The sequence below is a fragment of the Amycolatopsis sp. NPDC028719 genome (assembly GCF_055565395.1).
Map to the genome: position 1 here is coordinate 1,212,304 of NZ_JBVHUL010000001.1, position 21,325 is coordinate 1,233,628.

The 21,325-nt window shown below is 71.0% G+C and carries 21 protein-coding genes; 7 read left to right on the top strand and 14 right to left on the bottom strand.

Going from position 1 to position 21,325, the window contains the following annotated elements:
• Positions 1-155 precede the first annotated feature (155 nt).
• Entirely contained in the window at positions 156-1,292 is a 1,137-nt protein-coding gene (locus ACZ4TR_RS06045; RefSeq protein WP_465285964.1) for an acyl-CoA dehydrogenase family protein, read from the bottom strand.
• A 165-nt stretch (positions 1,293-1,457) separates the two neighbouring features.
• Here ACZ4TR_RS06045 and ACZ4TR_RS06050 point away from each other — a divergent pair, with 165 nt between their 5' ends.
• The 4 genes from ACZ4TR_RS06050 to ACZ4TR_RS06065 all read left to right on the top strand — a co-directional run bounded on the left by ACZ4TR_RS06050 (position 1,458) and on the right by ACZ4TR_RS06065 (position 5,950).
• Positions 1,458-2,039, top strand: coding sequence for a TetR/AcrR family transcriptional regulator (locus ACZ4TR_RS06050; RefSeq protein WP_364516755.1), 582 nt, complete (start codon positions 1,458-1,460; stop codon positions 2,037-2,039).
• Between the two features lie 41 nt (positions 2,040-2,080).
• On the top strand, positions 2,081-3,022 hold the full coding sequence (locus ACZ4TR_RS06055; RefSeq protein ID WP_465285965.1) for a carbohydrate kinase family protein: 942 nt from the start codon (positions 2,081-2,083) through the stop codon (positions 3,020-3,022).
• A gap of 197 nt (positions 3,023-3,219) precedes the next feature.
• Positions 3,220-4,536, top strand: a complete 1,317-nt coding sequence (locus ACZ4TR_RS06060; protein ID WP_286001662.1) for a citrate synthase — start codon at positions 3,220-3,222, stop codon at positions 4,534-4,536.
• Positions 4,537-4,603: 67 nt separating this feature from the next.
• Positions 4,604-5,950 (top strand): cryptochrome/photolyase family protein, encoded by a 1,347-nt coding sequence (locus tag ACZ4TR_RS06065; RefSeq protein ID WP_465285966.1) that lies wholly within the window; start codon positions 4,604-4,606, stop codon positions 5,948-5,950.
• Here ACZ4TR_RS06065 and ACZ4TR_RS06070 read toward each other — a convergent pair.
• The 7 genes from ACZ4TR_RS06070 to ACZ4TR_RS06100 all read right to left on the bottom strand — a co-directional run bounded on the left by ACZ4TR_RS06070 (position 5,940) and on the right by ACZ4TR_RS06100 (position 12,387).
• Positions 5,940-7,142 carry a glycosyltransferase gene (locus ACZ4TR_RS06070; RefSeq protein ID WP_465285967.1) on the bottom strand — a complete coding sequence of 401 codons (1,203 nt, stop codon included), beginning with the start codon at positions 7,140-7,142 and terminating at the stop codon, positions 5,940-5,942. The two genes, ACZ4TR_RS06065 and ACZ4TR_RS06070, sit on opposite strands and share 11 nt — an antisense overlap.
• A 17-nt stretch (positions 7,143-7,159) precedes the next feature.
• Positions 7,160-8,350, bottom strand: a complete 1,191-nt coding sequence (locus tag ACZ4TR_RS06075; RefSeq protein ID WP_465285969.1) for an ABC transporter permease — start codon at positions 8,348-8,350, stop codon at positions 7,160-7,162.
• Positions 8,347-9,261 (bottom strand): ABC transporter ATP-binding protein, encoded by a 915-nt coding sequence (locus ACZ4TR_RS06080; RefSeq protein WP_465285970.1) that lies wholly within the window; start codon positions 9,259-9,261, stop codon positions 8,347-8,349. The genes ACZ4TR_RS06075 and ACZ4TR_RS06080 overlap by 4 nt, the downstream gene beginning before the upstream one ends.
• A complete protein-coding gene (locus ACZ4TR_RS06085) occupies positions 9,254-9,802 on the bottom strand; it encodes a hypothetical protein (RefSeq protein ID WP_465285971.1) in 549 nt (182 codons plus the stop codon). The genes ACZ4TR_RS06080 and ACZ4TR_RS06085 overlap by 8 nt, the downstream gene beginning before the upstream one ends.
• Positions 9,799-10,068 carry a helix-turn-helix transcriptional regulator gene (locus ACZ4TR_RS06090; protein ID WP_364516741.1) on the bottom strand — a complete coding sequence of 90 codons (270 nt, stop codon included), beginning with the start codon at positions 10,066-10,068 and terminating at the stop codon, positions 9,799-9,801. Before ACZ4TR_RS06090 ends, ACZ4TR_RS06085 begins: the two co-directional genes overlap by 4 nt.
• Positions 10,069-10,285: 217 nt before the next feature.
• Positions 10,286-11,827 (bottom strand): glycerol-3-phosphate dehydrogenase/oxidase, encoded by a 1,542-nt coding sequence (locus ACZ4TR_RS06095; RefSeq protein ID WP_465285972.1) that lies wholly within the window; start codon positions 11,825-11,827, stop codon positions 10,286-10,288.
• Positions 11,824-12,387 carry a TetR/AcrR family transcriptional regulator gene (locus tag ACZ4TR_RS06100; RefSeq protein WP_465286305.1) on the bottom strand — a complete coding sequence of 188 codons (564 nt, stop codon included), beginning with the start codon at positions 12,385-12,387 and terminating at the stop codon, positions 11,824-11,826. Before ACZ4TR_RS06100 ends, ACZ4TR_RS06095 begins: the two co-directional genes overlap by 4 nt.
• A gap of 97 nt (positions 12,388-12,484) precedes the next feature.
• Between ACZ4TR_RS06100 and ACZ4TR_RS06105 the strand changes: the two genes are divergently transcribed.
• A complete protein-coding gene (locus ACZ4TR_RS06105; RefSeq protein ID WP_465285973.1) occupies positions 12,485-14,104 on the top strand; it encodes an FAD-binding oxidoreductase in 1,620 nt (539 codons plus the stop codon).
• Here the strand turns inward: ACZ4TR_RS06105 and ACZ4TR_RS06110 are convergent.
• Both ACZ4TR_RS06110 and ACZ4TR_RS06115 read right to left on the bottom strand, forming a co-directional pair.
• Positions 14,082-14,636 (bottom strand): gamma-glutamylcyclotransferase family protein, encoded by a 555-nt coding sequence (locus ACZ4TR_RS06110; RefSeq protein WP_465285974.1) that lies wholly within the window; start codon positions 14,634-14,636, stop codon positions 14,082-14,084. The two genes, ACZ4TR_RS06105 and ACZ4TR_RS06110, sit on opposite strands and share 23 nt — an antisense overlap.
• Positions 14,637-14,770: 134 nt before the next feature.
• Positions 14,771-15,868, bottom strand: coding sequence for an S-(hydroxymethyl)mycothiol dehydrogenase (locus tag ACZ4TR_RS06115; protein ID WP_465285975.1), 1,098 nt, complete (start codon positions 15,866-15,868; stop codon positions 14,771-14,773).
• Positions 15,869-15,967: 99 nt separating this feature from the next.
• Here ACZ4TR_RS06115 and ACZ4TR_RS06120 point away from each other — a divergent pair, with 99 nt between their 5' ends.
• Positions 15,968-16,210, top strand: a complete 243-nt coding sequence (locus tag ACZ4TR_RS06120; protein ID WP_465285976.1) for a hypothetical protein — start codon at positions 15,968-15,970, stop codon at positions 16,208-16,210.
• Between the two features lie 35 nt (positions 16,211-16,245).
• On the opposite strand, the gene ACZ4TR_RS06125 is transcribed toward ACZ4TR_RS06120, so the two are convergent.
• The gene (locus ACZ4TR_RS06125) at positions 16,246-17,106 is read right to left on the bottom strand and encodes a sigma-70 family RNA polymerase sigma factor (RefSeq protein ID WP_465285977.1); all 861 of its coding nucleotides are present in this window, start codon (positions 17,104-17,106) and stop codon (positions 16,246-16,248) included.
• A gap of 76 nt (positions 17,107-17,182) precedes the next feature.
• Between ACZ4TR_RS06125 and ACZ4TR_RS06130 the strand changes: the two genes are divergently transcribed.
• Positions 17,183-17,632 (top strand): carboxymuconolactone decarboxylase family protein, encoded by a 450-nt coding sequence (locus ACZ4TR_RS06130; RefSeq protein ID WP_465285978.1) that lies wholly within the window; start codon positions 17,183-17,185, stop codon positions 17,630-17,632.
• Between the two features lie 58 nt (positions 17,633-17,690).
• Here ACZ4TR_RS06130 and ACZ4TR_RS06135 read toward each other — a convergent pair whose 3' ends face one another.
• The 3 genes from ACZ4TR_RS06135 to ACZ4TR_RS06145 form a co-directional block, all read right to left on the bottom strand.
• Positions 17,691-18,953, bottom strand: coding sequence for a peptidase C39 family protein (locus ACZ4TR_RS06135; RefSeq protein ID WP_465285979.1), 1,263 nt, complete (start codon positions 18,951-18,953; stop codon positions 17,691-17,693).
• Positions 18,954-19,024: 71 nt separating this feature from the next.
• Complete coding sequence (locus tag ACZ4TR_RS06140) at positions 19,025-19,426, bottom strand: PaaI family thioesterase (RefSeq protein WP_465285980.1); 402 nt, start codon at positions 19,424-19,426, stop codon at positions 19,025-19,027.
• Positions 19,427-19,482: 56 nt separating this feature from the next.
• Positions 19,483-21,210: a TIGR03767 family metallophosphoesterase gene (locus ACZ4TR_RS06145; protein WP_465285981.1), complete on the bottom strand. Its 1,728-nt coding sequence runs from the start codon at positions 21,208-21,210 to the stop codon at positions 19,483-19,485.
• Between the last annotated feature and the right edge of the window lie 115 nt (positions 21,211-21,325).

The window sequence follows — 21,325 nt, forward strand, 5'->3', positions numbered from 1 at the left end:
GAGATGCCTCTCCGATCACGCGAGATGCCGAACGGAGCACGTGCCGGACCGGCGAGCTCGGGTGCCTGGAGGGTCGGCTCGCGTACCCAGAGGGTCGGCTCGCGTGATTGAGCGGACGACACGCGTGTCCGAAGGGACGACACGGCGTGCCAAGATCAAGCCTTCTTCAGTTCCCGGGCGATGACCAGCCGCTGGATCTGGTTCGTCCCTTCGAAGATCTGGGGCACCTTCGCCTCGCGCATGTACCGCTCCACCGGGAAGTCCCGCGTGTACCCGGCCCCGCCGAGGACCTGCACCGCGTCCGTCGTCACCTTCATCGCGCCGTCCGTCGCCACCAGCTTCGCGATCGATGCCTGCCGCTGGAACGGCAACCCGCGGTCACGTCGCCGGGCCGCCTCCAGGTACATCGCCCGGGATGACTCCACCGTCGCCGCCATGTCGGCCAAGAGGAACTCGATCCCCTGGAAGTCGATGATCGACCGGCCGAACTGCTGCCGCCCCTTCGCGTACGCCACGGCTTCGTCCAGCGCCGCCTGCGCCAGGCCCACCGCGCACGCCGCGATCCCCAGGCGACCCGAGCTCAACGACGACAGTGCGATCCGGAGGCCGTCGCCCGGAGCGCCTACAAGCCGCGAAGCGGGCACCCGGGCATCGGAGAACATCATCTGGGCCGTCGGTGACCCGGTGAGGCCCATCTTGCGTTCGCGCGGCGCCGCCGTGAGGCCGTCGGTCGCGGAAGGGACCAGCAGGCAGGAGATCTCCGAAGCGCCCGTGCGGACCATCGTCGTGTAGAAGTCCGCCACTCCCGCGTGCGTGATCCACGCCTTGGTGCCGTTCACGACGTAGTCCGGACCGTCGAGACGCGCGCGTGTCGACAAAGCGGCCGCGTCCGAACCCGCCTGCGTCTCCGACAGCGCGTACGCGCCCAGCATTCCGCCTTCGAGCATGTCCGGCAGCCACTCGTCGCGCTGCTCGTCCGTGCCCCACTGAGCCAGCGCGTAGCAGGACATCGTGTGCACCGACAGCCCGACGCCGACCGTCATCCACGCGCTCGCGATCTCCTCCAGCGCCTGCAGGTACACCTCGTACGGCACCTCACCGCCGCCCCAGCGCTCGGCGTACGGCAGGCCCAGCAGGCCGGACTTGCCCAGGAGGCGGAACTGCTCGCGGGGGAACTGCTCGGCCTCCTCGGCCGCCGCCGCGCGCGGGGCGAGCTCGTCGCGGGCGATCTCCCGGGCCAGTGCGACGAGGTCCTCGGCGTCCGAGTCCGGCAGCAAGCGTTCGGCGGGCATCGTCGTCCTCCAAAACAGCGGCTTTGCGGGGGTTCCGGGTGGCGGAGCCCCCGGCCCGGGGCGAAGCCTCGGAGCAATACGGTACTGAAAACAGTACTGTGGGCTCGATTAGAGTACAGTAAGACGGGCCTGGGGTGGCCGGAAGACGTAGGAGATAGTGAGCCTGTGCCCCCCGAACCCCGCCGACGGCCGACCGCGCGCCAGCGCGCCCTGCTCGGTGACCTCGAGGCGCTGTTCCTCGCCGAAGGCTTCGCCGGCTTCACGCTCGACGACCTCGCCGGCCGTCTCCGCTGCTCGAAGTCGACGCTCTACGCCCTCGCGCCCAGCAAGGAGCAGCTCGCGTTCAAGGTCGTCACCCACTTCTTCCGGGGCGCCGGCGAGCGGATCGAGGAGCGGATCGCCGGGATCGACGACGCCCGCAAGCTCATCGGGGAGTACCTGGCCGGCGTGGCCGAGCACCTGAACCGGGCGTCGCCGTCGTTCATGCGCGACCTCGCCGAGTTCGGCCCGGCCCGCGAGGCCTACCAGGTCAACAGCCGGTTCGCCGCCCAGCGGCTCCGGCAGTTCATCGACAAGGGCGTCGCCGACGGCGTCTTCCGCGACGTCCACGCCCGGCTCGTGGCCGAGATGACCGGGCTGATCATCGAAGGCATCCAGACCGGCGTGCTCGGGCAGCGGATCGACGTCTCCGACGCCGAAGCGTTCACCGCCCTGGGTGAACTGCTCCTCGGCGGGCTCGACAAATAGCGGACAGGAATTGTCAGCCCGAACTCCATTAAACTCCCCGCGTGATCGTCGTAGGCGGAGAAGCTCTGGTCGACCTGGTCCCCGGCGACCCCCTGGATTCCACTGTGGACGGTGGGCTGCGCGCGCTGCTGCCGCGGCTCGGTGGTGGCCCGTACAACGTCGCACTGGCGGCCGGCCGCCTCGGCGTGCCGACGGCCTTCCTCTCGCGCGTCTCCACCGACCGCTTCGGCGACGCGATGGTCGACCGGCTGCACGCTTCGGACGTCGACACGTCGCTGCTGCAGCGCGGCGACGAGCCGACGACGCTCGCCGTCGTCGCGCTCGACGCGAAGGGCGCCGCGCGCTACACGTTCTACGTCGAGGGCACGGCCGACCGGCTCGTCGCGGACCCGGGACCGCTTCCGGAGAACGTGACCGCGCTCTCGCTCGGCACACTCGGGATGGTGCTCGAGCCCGGCGCGTCGGCGTACGAGGCGATGCTGCGGCGCGAGGCCGCCCGCGGCGTGCTGACCGTCCTCGACCCCAACATCCGCGAGGCGCTCATCACCGATCCGGCCGCCTACCGCGCCCGGTTCGCGTCCTGGCTGCCGGACGTCCGGCTGCTCAAGATCTCCGACGACGACGCCGCGTGGCTCACCGAAGGGGCCGACCCGGTCGCCGCCGCGAAGACGTGGATCGAGTCCGGTGTGGACGCCGTGGTGCTCACCCGGGGCGCCGACGGCGTCGCGGTGATCACCGCCGCAGGTGAGCTGGCCCACGTGCCGTCGCGGAAGGTGACCGTGGTCGACACCATCGGCGCCGGCGACACCGTCCAGGGCGCCCTGCTGGCCTGGCTGCACACCCGTAAGGTCGCCGACCTGGCCTCTCTCGACGCCGGGGCGTGGCGCGAGGCGCTGGAATTCGCGGCGAAAGCGGCGTCCATCACCGTTTCGCGAAGCGGGGCCGAGCCGCCCACGTCCGCCGATATGGCGGCCACTGTGTGAACCTGGTCCCAAAGGGGCACCCAGGAGCAACGTCACCGCTGCGCGAACACCCGTTTCTCGACTAGCGTAGAGGGGCATTCTTCATACCCCAGCGGGGCGGTGTGCAGCGAGGCGCCAGTGTTTCCTCGCGTTAACACTCGGCTACCTGTGGAACCCGCAGGCGCCGCCGCCCCGTGCCGAACGTGAGAGGGACTTGCATGTCCGACGCGACGACTGCGGGGCAGTCCGGCGGCGAAACCGCGAAGCTGACCCTGCCGAGTGGCGAGCACGAGTTCAAGATCGTCCACCCGGTCGAGGGCGCGCCCGGGATCGAGCTGGGGAAGCTGCTGGCGCAGACGGGGTACATCACCTACGACCCCGGGTTCGTCAACACCGGCGCCGCGTCGTCGGCCATCGCCTACATCGACGGTGACGCCGGGATCCTCCGGTACCGCGGTTACCCGATCGAGCAGCTGGCCGAGAAGTCGACCTTCGTCGAGGTCTCCTACCTCCTGATCTACGGCGAGCTGCCGACCGAAGCCCAGCTGGCCGACTTCACCGAGAAGATCCAGCGCCACACGCTGCTGCACGAGGACCTGAAGGCGTTCTTCAGCGGCTTCCCGCGCGACGCGCACCCGATGCCGGTGCTGTCCAGTGCGGTGTCGGCGCTGTCGACCTTCTACCAGGACTCGCTCGACCCGTTCGACGAGCCGAACGTGGAGCTGTCCACCATCCGGCTGCTCGCCAAGGTCCCGACCCTGGCCGCCTACGCCTACAAGAAGTCCGTCGGCCAGCCGCTGCTGTACCCGGACAACTCGCTCGGCCTGGTCGAGAACTTCCTGCGGATGACGTTCGGCTTCCCGGCCGAGCCGTACGAGGTCGACCCGGACATCGCGAAGGCGCTCGACCTGCTGTTCATCCTGCACGCCGACCACGAGCAGAACTGCTCGACCTCGACCGTGCGCCTGGTCGGCTCGTCCGAGGCGAACCTGTTCGCGTCGATTTCGGCCGGCATCAACGCGCTGTTCGGCCCGCTGCACGGTGGCGCGAACGCCGCGGTGCTCGACATGCTCGAGGGCATCAAGAACGACGGCGGCGACGTCGCCAAGTTCGTCGAGCGGGTGAAGAACAAGGAAAAGGGCGTGAAGCTGATGGGCTTCGGGCACCGGGTCTACAAGAACTACGACCCGCGCGCGAAGATCATCAAGAACACGGCCGACGAGATCCTCGGCAAGCTCAAGGGCGGCGACCAGCTGCTCGAGATCGCCAAGAAGCTCGAAGAGACCGCGCTTTCCGACGACTACTTCATCGAGCGCAAGCTGTACCCGAACGTGGACTTCTACACCGGCCTGATCTATCGGGCGCTGGGCTTCCCGACGAAGTTCTTCACGGTGCTGTTCGCGCTCGGCCGCCTGCCGGGCTGGATCGCGCACTGGCGCGAGATGATCAACGACCCGGCCACCAAGATCGGCCGCCCGCGGCAGATCTACACCGGCCACGCCTCGCGTGACTACACCCCGATGTCGGAGCGCTGAGCCTGATCAGCTGACCGAGAGCGCCCCGTCGTGCACTGGCACGGCGGGGCGCTTATCGTTGGGCCGCGTGACCAGAGAAGCACCCGTCGTCCTGTGGTTCCGCCGCGACCTGCGGCTGGGCGACCACGCCGCGCTGCTCGAAGCCTCGAAGCACAGCAAGCACGTCCTCGCGCTGTACGTCCTCGACGAGGCGCTGCTGAAGCCGGGCGGCGCCCCGCGGGAGGCGTTCCTCTACGGGTGCCTGGAGAAGCTGAACGAGCAGCTCGGCGGACGGCTGATGCTGGTGCGCGGCGAACCGGCGGCCGAGGTCGTGCAGGCCGCGAAGAAGATCGGCGCCGCGGCGGTGCACGTCAGCACCGACACGGGTCCTTATGGCCGCCGCCGGGACGCCGAAGTCGCGAAAGCGTTGGCGGAGAACAACATCGAGTGGGTCGAGACGGGCTCGCCGTACGCCGTGACGCCGGGGCGCGTCACCAAGCCGGACGGTGACCCCTACCGCGTCTTCACGCCGTTCCACCGGGCGTGGACCGCGCACGGCCGGCACTCTCCCGCCGACACCGGACCGTCCCTTGTGGACTGGGTGGAACCGCCGCGCTCGCTGGAGATCCCGAAGCCGCCGCAGGTGTCCGCGACCCTGCCGGAGCCGGGCGAGCAGGCCGCGCTGGACGCGTGGCACGCGTTCCTCGACGAGGGCATCGAGACCTACGACGAAGACCGCGACCGGCCGGACCGCGAAGGCACGACCCGGCTTTCGCCGTACCTGCGCTGGGGGTGCGTCCACCCGCGGACGCTGCTGGCCGACCTGGAGGGGGACGACCGGGCCGGCGCGAGGTCGCTGCGCAGCGAGTTCTGCTGGCGCGAGTTCCACGCCGACGTCCTTTGGCACCGCCCGGAAACCGCGCGCAAGAACTACGACAAGCGCTTCGACCTGATGGAGCACGACGACGACCGCGAGGCCTTCGAGCGGTGGTGCGCGGGCAAGACCGGCTACCCGATCGTCGACGCCGGGATGCGGCAGCTGCTGGCCGAGGGCTGGATCCACAACCGCGTGCGGATGGTCGTCGCGAGCTTCCTGGTCAAGGACCTGCACCTGCCGTGGTGGCTCGGCGCGCGGCACTTCATGAAGCACCTCGTCGACGGCGACCTCGCGTCCAACCAGCTGAACTGGCAGTGGGTCGCCGGCTCCGGCACGGACGCGGCGCCGTACTTCCGGATCTTCAACCCGACGACGCAGGGGGAGAAGTTCGACCCGAACGGCGACTACGTCCGCAAGTACGTGCCGGAGCTGCGCGGCGTCGGCGGCAAGGCGGTCCACAAGCTGAAGGACCGCCCCGAGGAGTACCCGGAGCCCATGGTCGACCACGCCCACGAGCGCCAGGTTTCCTTGGAGCGGTACGGGAAGATCACTTCATAGCGTCGAGGACCAGGTTCGCCGCCACCTCCGCGCCGTCGGTCCGGATCGAGGCGGCGACGGCGGCCGCTCGCGGCTGGGCCGCCAGGGCCGTCTCGAGCGCGTCGGACAGGGAGGCGACGGTCGGCACCGGGCCGTCGTGCGCCGCGCCGATGCCCAGCTCGGCGACCCGGCCGGCCCAGTACGGCTGGTCGCCGCTCTGCGCGACGACCACCTGGGGCGCGCCCGAGCGAGTGGCCGTCGTCGTGGTGCCCGCGCCGCCGTGGTGGACGACGGCGGCGCACCGGCGGAACAGCGCCTGGTGGTTGACCTCACCGACAACGAAACAGTCGCCCCGGTCGTCGGCCAGGCCCAGGTCGGCCCAGCCCTGGCCGACGACGGCGCGGCGGCCCTGCGCGCGGATCACCTCGATGGCGACGCGCGCCGCGTCCTGCGAAGCGCGCATCGGCATGCTCCCGAAGCCCGCGTACACCGGTGGTTCGCCCGCGTTCAGGAACGCTTCGAGATCGGCCGGGAGCGGGCGGTCGTCCGGCACGATCCACGCACCGGTCTGCACGACGTCGAGGTCGGCGGTCTCCTGCCACGGGTCGAGGACCGGGTCCGACGCCAGCAGTGGGCGGTCGCCGAGCACGTAGCCGAGGACGCTGCCGACCGGCGGCAGGCCGTGGGCCGCGCGCTGGGTGTCGAGCGCCGCCTTGAACAGCGCGTCGATGTTCCGGGCTTCCAGCTCCCACAGCGCCCGGTTGCCCGTCTCCGGCGGGAGGGCCAGGCCCGCGTGCGTCAGCCGCGGCGGGTGGTGCGGCGTCGGCAGCGTGAGCTGCTGGAACGTCGCGTACAGGTACGGGATGCCCCGCTGCTCGGCGACCGACCGCGCGCCGGCGACGGCGGGCACCAGGCCCGTCGCCACCACCGCGTCGCACCCGTCGGCGCCCGCGGCGAACTGCGCGGCGATCAGCTCGGCCGCGCGTTCGGGAAGCCCTTTCGCCGTCGGCGGTTTCGCCCCGGTCACCAGCGGCCGCACGGCTTGGCCCACCGGCACCATCTCCACGCCGACGCCCGCCAGGCGCCGGGCGAACTCTTCGTCGGGCGGTGCGCACACCCGCACCTCGACGCCGTGCTCCCGCACCTTCACCGCGAGCGCCACCAGCGGCTCGACGCCCCCACGCGAGTCGTACCCGGACAACAGAACACGCACTTCAATCGCTCCCCAGTTCAGCCGCGCAGGGCTTCCGACAGTTTGATGCGGCTGCCGATGCGCAGCACGCTGTTGCCGTAGATCTTCCCGCCGAGCCAGGTCAGCAGGGCGACGAGCGCGGCCGTCAGCCCGAGCGACAGCGCGATCTCCCAGCCCGCCGCGGCGCCGGTCGCGATCCGGGCCGGCATCAGGATCGGCGAGAACAACGGGACCAGCGAGACGGCCTTCGCCGCCGTGCCGGACGGGTCCTGCAGCAGCAGGTTGAACCCGGTCACGAACCCGACGATCAGCACGATGTTGAGCGGCCCGACCACCGACTGCGTGTCCTCCTGCCGCGACACCAGCGACCCCAGCGCGCCGTAGATCGTGGCGTACAACAGGAATCCGAGCAGGTACCAGAGCAGGCCCCACAGCATCGCGCCGGTGGCGAAGCCGGACAGCGTGAACACCCCGGTCACCGACGCCGCGACCAGCCCGGCCGCGGCCAGGATCACCAGCTGCGTCAGCCCGACCAGGCCGAGCCCGATCACCTTGCCCAGCAACAGCTGCCACGGCCGCACGCTGGCGAGCAGGATCTCCACGACCCGGCTCGACTTCTCTTCGACGACGCCTTGGGCGACCATCATCCCGTAGGTGATGATGCTGATGTAGAGCAGGAAAGCGACGATCAGCCCGACGACGAGCCGCTGCGTGTGGTCCGCGGGCTCCGGCGAGATCGGGTCGTCCTGCACGTGGGTGCCGTCGACCTGGGCCATCACGTCGGCCGGTTCGAGCTGCGCGGACGACAGCACGCCGTCGAGCACCTGCTGCTGCGCGACCTGGTCGAGCACCTTGCGCAGCTGGTCGTCCAAAGAGGACTTGTAGGTGGCGGTCAGCTTCGCGGCGCTGCCCGAGACGAGCGCGTCGAGGTCGCCGTCCTCGACCTTCTTCCGGCCCTCGGCCGGGTCCGTGATGGTGACCGTCGAGATCTGCCGGCCGGACTGCGCGGCTTCGACCTGCAGCTGCCGCGCGATCCCGGTCGCCTGGCCGGTGAGCCCGACCGTGCTCTTGTCCGCCGACCCCGCCAGCGACGTCTGGAAGCCCACGTATCCCAGCAGCAGCACCAGCATCACGACGGTGCCGATGACGAACGAGCGGGTGCGCAGGCGCGTGTTCAGCTCGCGCTTCATCACCAGCCAGACGGCTCGGCGGCCGCTCAACGTCCTCATCGCGATTCCCCCTTGTCTGACACGGCATCACGGAACAGTTCGGTCAGCGACCGGTGCCGGCGGCTGAACTCGGTGACCGGTCCGGTCGCGAGTGCCGCGGCGAGCACGGCCTGGTCGTCCGCGCTCGGTTCGAGGCCGAGGACCGTGGTGGCGCCGTGGCTTTCCAGGACGCGCACGCCGGGCAGGCCCGCGGCCCAGCCGCCGGGCGCGGCCGGCGCGGTGACGACGAGCTTGCTGCTCGCGCCGGCGGTCAGCTCGCCGACGGTGCCGACGGCGACCATCCGGCCGCCGCGGATGATCCCGACGCGGTCGCACAGCCGCTCGACGAGGTCGAGCTGGTGGCTGGAGAAGACGACCGGGACACCGGCCGCGGCTTTCTCGCGCAGCACGCCGCTCATGACGTCGACGGCCAGGGGGTCGAGGCCGGAGAACGGCTCGTCGAGCACCAGCACGGCCGGGTCGTGCACCAGCGCGGCGGCCAGCTGGACGCGCTGCTGGTTGCCGAGGCTCAGTTTCTGCACCTCGTCCTTGCGGCGCTCGGTGAGGCCGAGCCGGTTGATCCAGTTCTCGGCGTTGCGGTGGGCCTCGTTCGCGCTGAGGCCGTGCAGTTCGGCGAGGTAGACCAGCTGCTCGAGGACCTTCATCTTCGGGTAGAGCCCGCGTTCCTCGGGCATGTAGCCGATGTGGTTGCGCGCTTCGTGCGTGATCTTCTCGCCGCGGAACCGGACCTCGCCGGCGTCGGCGGCCAGCACCCCCAGCGCGATCCGCATGGTCGTGGTCTTGCCGGCGCCGTTGCTGCCGACGAAGCCGAACAGCTCCCCGGCGCGGACGTCGAACGTGACGCCGTCCAGCGCGACCTTCGTGCCGTAGCGCTTGGAGATCCCGTCGATCTCCAATGTCCCCTCAGTCATTCCGCAGCCCCTCTTCGAAGTCCTCCGGGTCGTCGTCCGGCAGCGACCAGCCCAGCACGACGGTCGGGATGGTCGTGCCGGTGACCAGGAGCGCGGACAGCATCAGCGCGCCGCGGAAGCCGCCGTCCTCGGTGTGCGAGATGACCACGAGGTAGCCGAGCGCGGCCACCATCAGGTAGCTGAGCACCTGGTAGCCGATGTAGGTGACCCGGTGGCGCCACTCGCGTTCGCGTTCGTCGAGCAGCCGCGAGAAGCCACCGCACATCCGGCCGGTGAGGATCCGCAGCAGGAAGAACGCGGCCCCGCCGGCGACGATGCCAATGCCCCACAGGCCGAAGAAGAGCCCGTCGCCGATCTTGGTGTACCCGGCGGCGGCGCCGACGAGCACGAGGTCGGCGGCGCTGAGCACGGCGGTCAGCGCGCGCCGGTGCTTCCGGTCGCGCCAGCCGGGCAGCCGGCGCGACTTGTGTTCTTCCCGGTCGTCCAGCTTGTCGAGCTGGTGTTCCCAGTAGGCCGCGAGCCGGCCCGGTTGCTCGGTCATGCTCCCCCCTCGCGGTAGACCTGAGTGGACAGTGGCGCGAACGGTGCGCGGCTGAACACCGCTTCGACGGGCAGGTCGAAGACCGCGCAGATCCGGAAGGCCAGGTCCAGGCTCGGATAGTGATCGCCCCGCTCGAGAGCACCGATGGTTTGAGGGTTGACCTCGACGGCACTCGCGAGCGCGGCCCTGCTCAGCCCGCGCTCGGCCCGGAGCACGGGGAGCCGGTTGTAGATCGGCAGCTCTTTGCCGCGTCTGACCGGGCTCATGAGAAGTACTGTTGCAAAAACCCAACGAGTCGTCAAGTTAAGTGAACATCAAGGATGGTTTCTGTGGAGCCGCCGGCCCGCGTGCCGTGCCTGGCGGCCACTTGGACCGGTCATCGAGAAAGCGCCCCAATGTGGCGTTCGGTGCGTCAGACGCACCGAACGCCACATTGGGTGCGTCTGACGCACCCAATGCCACATTGGGGCGCTTGGGGCCGGGTCAGGCGAGGCCGGCGAGCGACTTGTCGACAAGCTCCGCGACCCGCGCCCGAGCGGCTTCCGCATCGGAAGGGATGAGCGCCAGCCGGGTTCGGCGCTCCAGCACGTCCGCCACGTCCAAAGCGCCCTCGTTCCGGACCGCCCACACGACCTCGGCCGCCGTGATGGCCGAGCCCGGGGCCACCGGGGCCGCGAACTCCGCGTCCAGCTCGCCCAACGCCGCCACCCGCGGTGCCTCGGTTCCGTAGCGGGCCACCAACCGGGGCGCGGCGTCCACAAGAGATAGATGCGGCCGCGAAGCCGCCCCGAGCAACGGCAATCGCGTGGTCCGGCACGGTGAAGCACTGAGACCGGCCAGGCGGACCGCCGAGTCGACGGCGTCCTCCGCCATCCGGCGATACGTCGTCAGCTTCCCACCGACCACCGTCAGCAGCCCGTCCGGGCCCGCCAGTACCGCGTGCTTGCGCGACAGGTCCGCCGAGCGCCCGCCCGTTCCCTCGATCAGCGGCCGCAGGCCGGCGTACGAACCGGCCACGTCGGAACGGGTCAGCGGACGAGCCAGTACCGTTGAAGCCAACGACAGCAGGAAGTCCACATCGGACTCGGGAACCACCGGCACGTCCGGGATCGGGCCCGAGACGGGCTCGTCCGTCAGTCCCAAGTAGACGCGGCCGTCCGGCTGGGGAAGCAGGAACACGAACCGGTTGGTCTCGCCCGGCACCCCGATGTTCACCGACGTCGTGCCCATCGGCACCGTCCCCGGCGCGAGCACCAGGTGCGAACCCAGCGACGGCCGCAACCGCACCGAGCCGGTCAACGTCCCGGCCCACACGCCCGTCGCGTTGATCACCTGCCGCGCGTGGATCTCCAGTGTGTCGCCCGAAACGCCGTCGACCGCGGTGACGCGGTCCGCGGAAACCGAGGAAGCCGAAAGCCGCGTCAGGATCCGGGCGCCGAACGACGCCGCCGTCCGCGCCAGGGAAACCACCAGGCGCGCGTCGTCGACCAAAGCGCCGTCGTAGGCCAGCAAAGCGCCGCGTAGGCCGATCGGGGAAAGCCCGGGAGCCAGCGCCAAGGCTTCCGCGACCGGGATCGAGCGCGGCCGCGGCAGGACCGACGACGGCGTCCGCGCCGCGCGGCGGAGGGCGTCGCCGGCGCGCAAGCCCGCCGCCACCAGTGCCTGCTGCGCGCGGGATGTGCTGGGGTACAACGGGAACAGCTGCGGCATCGCCCGCGTGAGGTGCGGGGCCGTGCGCGTCATGAGGATGCCGCGCTCGACCGCGCTCTCGTGCGCCAGGCCGAGCTCGCCGTGCGCCAGGTACCGCAGGCCGCCGTGCACGAGCTTCGACGACCAGCGGGACGTCCCGAACGCCAGGTCGTGCGCCTCGACGAGCGCCACCGACAACCCGCGAGAAGCCGCGTCCAAGGCGATGCCCGTGCCGGTGACGCCGCCGCCGACCACGACGATGTCGACGCGCTCGCCCGCCGCCAGCTCCGCGAGCTCGCGTTCGCGACGCCGCGCGTTGAGCGAGCCGGACTTCACGGCTTCAGTGCCGCGTCGAGCACGTGCGTGAACTCCGCCAGCAGCGCCGCCTCGCCGACGTCCACCGTGGCCGGCCGCAGCGAGAACGCGAACGACTGGACCACCAGCAGCACCGACCGGGACTGCGCCGCGACCGGCGCCCGCCGGATCGACCCGTCCTGGTGGCCGGCCTCCAGCAGCTGGTGCAACGCCGCTTCGGCGAACTTCTGCGTCGCGCCCAGCCGCTCCACGATGTACGGCAGGACCAGCTCGGGGTCGACGTCGAGCAGCGTGCGGAACAGCGGGTCGGCCGCCAGCGCGCGGACGCCGGCCGACGCGATCAGCACGAGCCGCTCGCGGCTGTTCGCGGCCTCGGCGCCGCGTTCGCTCGCCGTGCGCAGCAGCCCGCTGAACTCGCGGGTCATCAACGCGGCGAGCACGCTGCGGACGTCGGGGAAGCGACGGTAGACCGTCATCCGGCTGACGCGGGCGGTGCGGGCGATTTCGGCGAGTGTGGTGCGGCGCACACCGACGGCCAGCACGCACGAGCGCGCGGCGTCGAGCAGCACGTCATCGGCCACGCGCGTCGCCGTCTGACGGTTGCGGGTGTCCGCGAGCGCGGAAGATCCCGCCGTCTCCATAGTGTGACGTTTCACGTCCATATGTCACACTGTATCGGTGAACGCGCTCATTGACCACCGCCTTCGACGGTCCTGGACCTCGGAAGCCGCCGACGCCGCCCGGCTGCCCGCGCGGGCGGCCAAGTGGCTTGAACAGCGTATCGGCCAGACGGCACCCGACGCTGCCCCAGCTGGCGATTTGCCGGTGGAAATACCGTCACCGAAACTGGGCGGATCTGCTCTCACCGCGTTGTCCGAAGTGGTCGGCGCGGAAAACGTGCTGGTGGACGACGCGGCCCGGCTGGCGCGCGCGACCGGGCTGTCCTACCTCGACCTGCTGCGCCGCCGTTCGCCCGGCGCGGACTTCCCGGTGCCCGACGCGGTCGTGCTGCCCGCGGGCCCGGACGAGGTCCAGGCGGTGCTCGACGTCTGCGTCCGGCACGACGTCGGCGTGGTGCCCTTCGGGGGCGGCACCTCGGTCGTCGGCGGGGTCGCGGCGCTGCGCGGGGGCAAGGCGTCGGTGATCGCGCTCGACCTCGTCCGGCTCGACGCGCTGGTGTCGGTCGACGCCGAATCGCGCCTCGCCGTCCTCCAGGCCGGCGTCCGCGGTCCCGAGGCCGAACGCCTCCTCGGCGAACACGGCCTGACGCTCGGGCACATCCCTCAGTCGTTCGAGCGCGCCACCATCGGCGGCTTCGCGGCGACGCGCTCGGCCGGGCAGGCGTCGTCGGGCTACGGGCGCTTCGAAGACATGGTCAAGGGCGTGCGGCTGGCCACCCCGCGCGGCGAGTGGAAGCTCGGCGTCGCCCCGGCGTCGGCGGCCGGGCCGGACCTGCGCCAGCTCGCGGTCGGGAGCGAGGGGACGCTCGGCGTGATCACCGAGGTGTCGCTGCGGGTGCGCCCGGCGCCGCCGGTCAAGCGCTACGAGGGCTACGCGCTGCCGAGCTGGGACGCGGGCCGGGAGGCCGTCCGCGACCTCGCGCAAAACCACGCGCTCGCCGACGTCACCCGGCTGTCCGACGGGGACGAAACCGAAGTCTCCCTGGCGCTCAACGCCGGTCTCAAGACGACGGCGCTGCGCCGCTACCTCGCCGCACGCGGAGTGGCGCGGCCGTGCTTCCTCATCGTCGGCTGGGAAGGCACCGCGCACGACGTGGCGCTGCGCCGCCGCGAGACGACTCGCCGGCTGAAGGCGTCGGGGGCCGTGCGCGTCGGCAAGGCGCTCGGCGAGTCCTGGCGGCACGGCCGGTTCGCCGGGCCTCGGCAGCGGGATGTCCTGATGGGACAAGGAGTCTGCGTCGAGACGCTGGAGACGGCGGCCTATTGGTCTGATGTGGACGAACTGCGCGACGACGTCCGGGCGGCGCTCACGGCGTCGCTGGGCCGGTCGATCGTGATGTGCCACATTTCGCACGCGTACGAGACGGGCGCGTCGCTGTACTTCACGGTCCTGACGGCGCGCGACGAGACCGACCCGGTCGGCCAGTGGCAGCGCGCGAAGGCGGCGGCGTGCGAGGCGATCACCGGGCTGGGCACGATTTCGCACCACCACGCCGTCGGCGTCGACCACGCGCCGTACCTGAAGGCGGAGATCGGCTCGCTCGGCGTCGAAGTGTTGCGCGCGGCGAAGTCCGCGGTGGACCCGACCGGGATCCTCAACCCGGGGAAGCTGGTCTGAGCACTTCGCACGGGACGCCGTGGCCGGGCGCGGCGACGCCTTCGAGCACCGCCGCGTCGGCTTGGGGAACGTCGGCGGTGCGCACCGGCTTGCCGTCCACCAGCAGCGGGTAGCGGATCGGTGCGGCGCCGACGTACGTGTGGACCTCCCTCAGCCGGGTGCCGTCTTCGAGCGTGATGTCGGGTTCGGTCAGCCGAACCAGGTCGTAGCGCGTGCCGCGGCCCTCGCAGCGGTCGAGCACGGCCAGCTGGTCCGGCGTCACGAACCAGATGGCGTGCTCCTCGACGCCGTCCATGGCGGTGAGGGTGGCCGGGCGCTGGTCGTCGACCACGCGGAACCCGGCGGCCCACACGGCGGCGAGCCCGCCGCAGCGCGCGTGCGCGACGACGACCGGTCCTTCGAGCCCGAGCCGCGCGCGCAGCCAGGTGATCTTCGACGGGTTCGCGTTCGAGCCGTAGGCCAGCACGGCCATCCGGTCCCGCCAGCCGTCGGGGGCGCTGTCGAGCGGGTGCCCGATGCCGTCGACGTGCACGAACGAGAACCCCGGCCGGGTCCCGGGGTAGGGCTCGGCCGGGTATTCGTCGTCGGTGAACAGCGGGCTTTCGGGGGGTCCAGGGGGGCTTGCCCCCCGGCCGGGGTCCGGGGCTCGGCCCCGGAAGATGCTGCTCAGAAGGTCACCACGCTGCGCAGGACGTCACCGTGGTGCATGCGCTCGAAGGCCTGCTCGACGCCGTCGACGCCGATGCGCTCGGTGACGAACTTGTCGAGCGGCAACCGGCCCTGCAGGTAGAGGTCCACCAGCATCGGGAAGTCGCGGCTCGGCAGGCAGTCGCCGTACCACGACGACTTGAGCGAGCCGCCGCGCGAGAAGAAGTCGATCAGCGGCAGGTCGTTCAGGCGCATCTCCGGCGTCGGGACGCCGACGAGCACGACCGTGCCGGCCAGGTCCCGCCCGTAGAAGGCCTGGCGCCACGTCTCCGGCCGGCCGACGGCGTCGATCACGACGTCCGGGCCGAAGCTGCTGGTCGCGTCCTGCATGGCCTCGACGACGGCTTCTTCGCTGAGTCCGCGGCTGTTGACCGTGTGCGTGGCGCCGAAGTCCTTGGCCCACTCCAGCTTCCGGTCGTCCATGTCGATCGCGACGATCGTGGTGGCGCCGGCCAGCTTCGCGCCCGCGATGGCCGCGTCGCCGACCCCGCCGCAGCCGATGACCGCGACCGAGTCACCCCGGGTGACGGCGCCGGTGTTGATGGCCGCGCCGAGCCCGGCCATCACCCCGCAGCCGAGCAGCCCGGCGACCGCGGGTTCGGCCTCGCGGTTGACCTTCGTGCACTGTCCGCTGTGGACGAGGGTCTTCTCGAGGAAGGCGCCGACGCCGAGCGCGGGCGACAGCTTGGTGCCGTCCTGGAGCGTCATCGGCTGGGTGGCGTTGAAGGTCGAGAAGCAGTACCAGGGCTTGCCGCGCTTGCAGGCGCGGCAGGTGCCGCAGACGGCGCGCCAGTTGAGGATGACGTAGTCGCCGGGCTCGAGGTCGGTGACGCCCTCGCCGACGGCTTCGACGACCCCGGCGGCTTCGTGGCCGAGCAGGAACGGGAACTCGTCGTTGATCCCGCCCTCGCGGTAGTGCAGGTCGGTGTGGCAGACCCCGCAGGCCTGCACGTTCACGACGGCCTCGCCCGGCCCCGGATCGGGGACGAGGACGGTCTCCAGCGAGACCGGCTCGCCCTTCGCCCGCGAAACGACCCCCTGGACCTCGTACGGCATGCGAATCCACCTTCCGGCTTTGCTGGTTCTGCCCGCAGCTAATCACGGATCATGCGGAGATGGCGACATCCGCATGAGTGAGTGGCCAGGTTCCTCGCAGTGGAAGATCTCTCGGCCGCCCCGGACAACGGCCGGTTCTTCACCGAGGTCCTGCCCGGGCGCGCCGCGCCGCTGGGTTCGCCGGACGGCGCGGCCGCGGTCGGCCCGCTGGACGCGGACACAGTGCTGGTCACGGCGCTGCCGCCGCAGAGCCCGCCACCGCGCCGGAAGCCGCGGGACGGCGGCGGCAGCTGCGGCTGCGATTCCCCGGACGTCGCCGGCGACCGGCGCGAACCGAGCTGACGCGGGGGGCGTGCCTCCGGCCCCCGGTTTCCAGCTTATCGGGAGGTACCGACAGTTCCGGGCGGCCGCGGCAGGGCCATCGACGCCAGCCGGGCCGGGTCCGCGACCGCCGCGATCCCGGCGATCCGGCCGTCGACCACCGTGAACGCCACCACCGACAGCGGTGACCCGTCCGGGCGCCACGCCACCACTCCCGGCAGGCCGCCCACCAGCACCGTGCGGCCGTCCGAAGCCGCGCCGAAGCGGGCGCCCGCCGCGACGTTCGTGGCTCCCAGGACCACCACCACGCCGTCCGGGGTGTCGACCGTCAGCTTGACGCCGGGGTCGAGCACGCGCAGCAAACCCTCGAAGTCGCCGTCGCGGGCCGCTCGGAGGAACGCGTCCACCACCTCTCGCTGCCCGGGCCCGGCGGACGGCGGCGGCGACGGCGTCCGGACCTTCCGGCGGGCCCGGCTCGCGAGCATCTTGCTGGCAGCGGGGGACTTGCCCAGGATCCGGCCGATCTCCTCGAACGGCACCGCGAACAGGTCGTGCAGCACGAACGCCAGCCGCTCGCCCGGCCCCAGCGACTCGAGGACGACCAGGAGCGCCAGCCCGACCGAATCCGCCAGAGTGACGTCGTCCTCGGGTCCTTCGTCGACCGCCACGACGATCTCGTCGTAGGGCGCCTCGGGCCGGGACCGGCGCGAGCGCAGGACGTCCAGGCTGATCCGGCCGACCACCGTGGTCAGCCAGCCGTCCAGGTTCTGGATGGTCCCGGCGTCCTGGCGCGACAGCCGCAGCCAAGCCTCCTGGACGACGTCCTCGGCGTCGGCGTGCGAGCCGAGCACGCGGTGGGCCACCGCGCGCAGCCGGTCGCGCTGCGCTTCGAAGGCCTCGGTCACCGTGTCGGGCATGTCGTTACCTTCCTCCGTTCTGCTCCGTCGTGGGGATGACGGGCCCGGAGGGGCACAGGTAACAACCGGAGGACCGATGGAAGCACGGCTGAAGGACTCGGGGAACCCCGAGGTGTTCGGAGCGATCCAGCAGATCATCAAGGCGGTGCAGGCCGGCGGCGTCGACCCGCTGGTGCTCGAGCTGGTCCACCTGCGGGCCAGCCAGATCAACGGCTGCAGCCCGTGCGTCTTCGGCGGCGTCCAGTCGGCGAAGAGGCACGGCGAGACCGAGGAGCGGCTGCACAACGTGGTCGCGTGGCGGGAGACGCCGTTCTACACGGAGCCGGAGCGGGCGGCGCTCGCGCTGACGGAGGCCGCGACCCGCCTCCAGGACGGCGAGCCGGGGGTGACGGACGAGATCTGGGAGGCGGCGGCGAAGCACTTCGACGAGAAGCAGCTGTCGGCGATCACCCTGAACATCGCGCTCACCAACTTCTTCAACCGGATCAACCGCACGACGCGGCAGCAGGCCGGCGCGACCTGGTGAAAAGCCGTGAATGTCGCATTGAGGGACTTCACGTCCCTCAATGCGACATTCACGGCCCTCAAGCCGGGGTGATGATGTACGCGATCCCGCCGGGGCCGCTCGCGACGGTTCCGTCGGCCCGGTATCGCTTGGTCCGCTGCCAGATCTTCTCGAACTGGTCGCGCTGGTAGATGTTGCGGACGCGGTCGTTGCTGCTGGACGCTGGGTCGTTCGCGATCACGTCGCCGTCCTTCGTGAAGCCGACGACCACCATGATGTGCCCGGCCGTCCCGTACCCCGCGCCGTCCAGCTCCGACGCCAGGAACGACTGCGACGTGATCACCGGGATGCCGCGCGCGATGTACCCCTCGAGCTCGTTCAGCGAGTGCAGCCGCGTGATGTGCCCGCGCAGCCCGCGCGACGCCGCGTACCCCGTGTTGAACGGCCAGTTGCCGGTGCCGTCGTACGCGTGGTCGTACGTGTAGCGCGCCGCGAAGGCCACCGACGGGTCGACGTAGTCCGCCGGGATCCAGGACATCTCCGCCGCCGACGGCTTCTTGCCCCAGTACTCGGCCACCATCTCGGTCGACGTCGGGCTGCACCAGGCCTCGCCGCCCCCGCCGTACTGCGGGAACTGTCCCTTGTGGAGGTTCTGCGCGTACGCCGGCACCTTGAGCTCGATGCCGGTGGCACGGCCCGGCTTCGTCGTCTGGACGTCGAAGCGGTCCGGCACCGCCGAAGTCATCGCACCCAGCGACGTCACCGACGGTGTCGCGTGCGAGCCCTTCTCCCGGTAGAGGCTGATCCGCAGCTTGTACGACTTCAGCGTGACGCCGGTCTTCATGACCAGCGTGTCGACGTCGACGGCGGCGTTCGCGTCGTCCTGGCCGTCGACGCTGGTGCGCAGGATGTCGGCGTCGCCGCTGGCCCAGCGGCCCATCACGTACCAGCCGGTTTCGGCGCCCGTCGAGGTCCGGCCCTGCGCCTCGACCTGCAGCCAGGTCTTCGCCGGCGTCTGCGCGTTCCACGACGCGACCAGCTGCGTCGCGCCGAAGCCCTGCCGGTACGACGGTGACGTCCACTGGCCGTACTCGTACGTTCTCGTCGTGCCCAGCTCCGGCTCGGTGTGCTCGACCGTGCCGGCCGGGCGCGTGATGCGCAGGCCGTCACGGGTCAGCGCGAGGCCGTCGAAGCCGCCTTCGTGGAAGCGGCCGCCGTTCCACTCGTGGTAGTCGATCGCCTCGTCGTCGTGGGGCCGGGCGGGCGAGGCCTCGGCGACTTGCGCGGTTACCGCCGTCAACACGACTACCGACAATAAGGTGAACAACTTGCGTACGTGCATCCCGGCTCCCTGATAGACCCACCCAGTAGGCAGGGATTTTCGCCGGTCGGGCCGGGTCTGTAAACAGGTACCTACAGGACGGCCTGCGTCTGTGTCACTTTCGCGACCAACTTGCCGTCGTCGTCGTGGATTTCGGTCTCCACGACGACGAACTTGCGGCCGGCGTGCAGTGGCCTGGCCGACGCGACGGCGTGGCCCGAACGCACCGCGCGCAGGAAGTTCGTCTTCGACTCGACGGTCGTCGTGCCCTGCCCGCCCTCGGGCAGGTTGAGGAACGCGCACACGGCGCCGGTCGAGTCGGCCAGCGCCATGAGCGCGCCCCCGTGCAGCGCACCGCCGAGCGTGCAGAGGCTCTCGTCCCACTTGAGCCGGCTGCGGACGAGCGCCGGGCCGTGTTCCAGCACCTCGACGCCGAGGCGCTCGGAGAACGGCATGGAACGGTGGAACAGCTGCGTGCCCTCGGGATCGGTCATGCCCCGAAGCCTGCCCCAAGACCGGCCGCGGGGCGATTACCTCGCGGGTAACGCGCTCAGCTCAGCGGGTTGACGAGCAGCAGTTCCGTGTTGTGGTCGACGGCGTCCCCTACGCGGCCGAGGTCGACGTGGATGTCGTTGTAGGACAGCTCGCGGTACAGCGACGCAAGCGCTTGCGGCGTCCGCGCGTCGTAGTCCACGGCGTACGGCGCCTCGGCCTCGATCAGGGTCGTGAACAGCGACAACGTGCCGTCGGCGTTGTCCGCGACCTCGACGATCCGGGCGTGCTGCGGGAAGTCGACGTGTGACGCGGTGTTGATCTCCCAGAAGCTCTGCTTCGGCGTGGTGCCGGCGTGCGCGGTGATCTTGTTGAGGTGCGTGTGGCCGTTGACCCACGCCAGCACGTTCGGGAACCGCTTGAGCAGCCCGACGAACGCGTTGCCGTCCAGCCGCGGATCGAGCAGGTGGCGCGAGTCGGGCAGCACGTTGCCCATCGTGCCGCTGGTGTGGTGGCTGAACAGGAGGAACAGCTCGTCGGTGACGTCGTGGGTGACCCTGCGGCCGAAGAAGTCGTAGTACGTCGAGCTGTTGCGCTTCAGCGTCGACTCGACCCAGGTGAACTGCGCTAGGCCGATCGAGCCGTCGGCGAACCCGGCGTCGGTCGTCGTGTCGAGGCTGATCCCGGTGATGCCCGGCGCGATCCGGAACGTGTAGTAGACGTTCTTGCCGTCGGCGTTGGCGCTGGTGAAGCCGTGCCCGACCGGGCCGGGACCGGTGTTCGCGGCGTCGAGGTGCGCTTGCACGAACTGGCCGGTGGTGAACGGGCGGCGCCGCGCGGCCGGCGTGACCTCGCGGATCGTGCCGCTGCCGCCGAACAGCTCGGCGACCGGCACGCTGGAGCCGGGCTTCTCGATGGCGTCGGCGAGCTTCTTCGCGGTGCTCTCGTCCTTGCCGATGACCTTGTACTTGCCGGTGTAGAAGGCATCGATGCCGGGGATCTGCGCCGGCAGCGAGCCGACGATGCTGTCGTCGTGGTTGCCGAACGTGCAGTACCACGGGACGTCGAGGCCGGGCGCGGTGAAAGTCTTGATACCCGCTTCGAGCAGGCCGGGCAGCTGCGGGAAGCCCTTGGCGGAGTAGTCGTCGCCGACGCCCGCGATCGACGGGTTCCAGAACTCCTTGTTGCCGGAGCTCTGGACGCCTTCGTAGGCGTTCGTGGCGCCGGAGTTCGGTGTGACGCTGCCGCCGTTGAGCACCTTGAGGAACCAGTCGAGCTCGATCAGCTCGTGGTTGTCGGTGTTGTCGCCGGTGGTGACCATGAGGTCGAACGGCCGGCCGGTGAACGGGCCCTGGCGGACGCTGTTGACGCGTTCGACGAGCGCGGAGGTGGCGACGGTGCCGAGCGCCTCCTGCGGCCGGTGCGCGGAGCCGATGAAGGGGTGCAGGTACTCGAAGCGCGCGGGGCTCTCGGTGTCGGTGATGTGCAGGTCGGTGAACTGCACGAACGCGCTGAGGGCGCGGCGCCGGTCGTCGCGGCCGGTCTGCGGGGTGGCGAGGTCGCTCCGGACGACCAGCGGCCAGCCGGGCCCGGCGGACAGGCGGCTGTAACTCCCGGTGCCGCCGCCCGCGGCGACCTGTTCGAGGGTCGTGCCTGCGGTGCTGACCGAGCGGGTGCTCGTGCGCCGCAGAGCGCGGTCGAGGGCGTTCGCGGTGGGCGTGCACAGCAGGAGTCCGAGACCGGCGGCGCCCGCGGTGGCGAAGGTGCGCCGGGTGAGTTCGGCCATGGTTGTTCGCTCCCCAGTTTCTCGGTTGCCCAGCACCGTGCCGGACACCGGTGTCCGGGCGGTGAACGTGACGTTTCGAGCCACCTTGTCACAGGCGTCGGGGTGGGGTGTACCG

Excerpts from the sequence above, each read along its gene's own strand:
- ACZ4TR_RS06130 (WP_465285978.1), top strand. The coding sequence starts at position 17,183 with ATGGAAGCACGGCTGAAGGACTCGGGGAACCCCGAGGTGTTCGGAGCG.
- ACZ4TR_RS06090 (WP_364516741.1), bottom strand. The coding sequence starts at position 10,068 with ATGAGCCCGGTCAGACGCGGCAAAGAGCTGCCGATCTACAACCGGCTC.
- ACZ4TR_RS06080 (WP_465285970.1), bottom strand. The coding sequence starts at position 9,261 with ATGACTGAGGGGACATTGGAGATCGACGGGATCTCCAAGCGCTACGGC.
- ACZ4TR_RS06145 (WP_465285981.1), bottom strand. The coding sequence starts at position 21,210 with ATGGCCGAACTCACCCGGCGCACCTTCGCCACCGCGGGCGCCGCCGGT.
- ACZ4TR_RS06060 (WP_286001662.1), top strand. The coding sequence starts at position 3,220 with ATGTCCGACGCGACGACTGCGGGGCAGTCCGGCGGCGAAACCGCGAAG.
- ACZ4TR_RS06045 (WP_465285964.1), bottom strand. The coding sequence starts at position 1,292 with ATGCCCGCCGAACGCTTGCTGCCGGACTCGGACGCCGAGGACCTCGTC.
- ACZ4TR_RS06135 (WP_465285979.1), bottom strand. The coding sequence starts at position 18,953 with ATGCACGTACGCAAGTTGTTCACCTTATTGTCGGTAGTCGTGTTGACG.
- ACZ4TR_RS06075 (WP_465285969.1), bottom strand. The coding sequence starts at position 8,350 with ATGAGGACGTTGAGCGGCCGCCGAGCCGTCTGGCTGGTGATGAAGCGC.
- ACZ4TR_RS06085 (WP_465285971.1), bottom strand. The coding sequence starts at position 9,802 with ATGACCGAGCAACCGGGCCGGCTCGCGGCCTACTGGGAACACCAGCTC.
- ACZ4TR_RS06140 (WP_465285980.1), bottom strand. The coding sequence starts at position 19,426 with ATGACCGATCCCGAGGGCACGCAGCTGTTCCACCGTTCCATGCCGTTC.
- ACZ4TR_RS06115 (WP_465285975.1), bottom strand. The coding sequence starts at position 15,868 with ATGCCGTACGAGGTCCAGGGGGTCGTTTCGCGGGCGAAGGGCGAGCCG.
- ACZ4TR_RS06125 (WP_465285977.1), bottom strand. The coding sequence starts at position 17,106 with ATGCCCGACACGGTGACCGAGGCCTTCGAAGCGCAGCGCGACCGGCTG.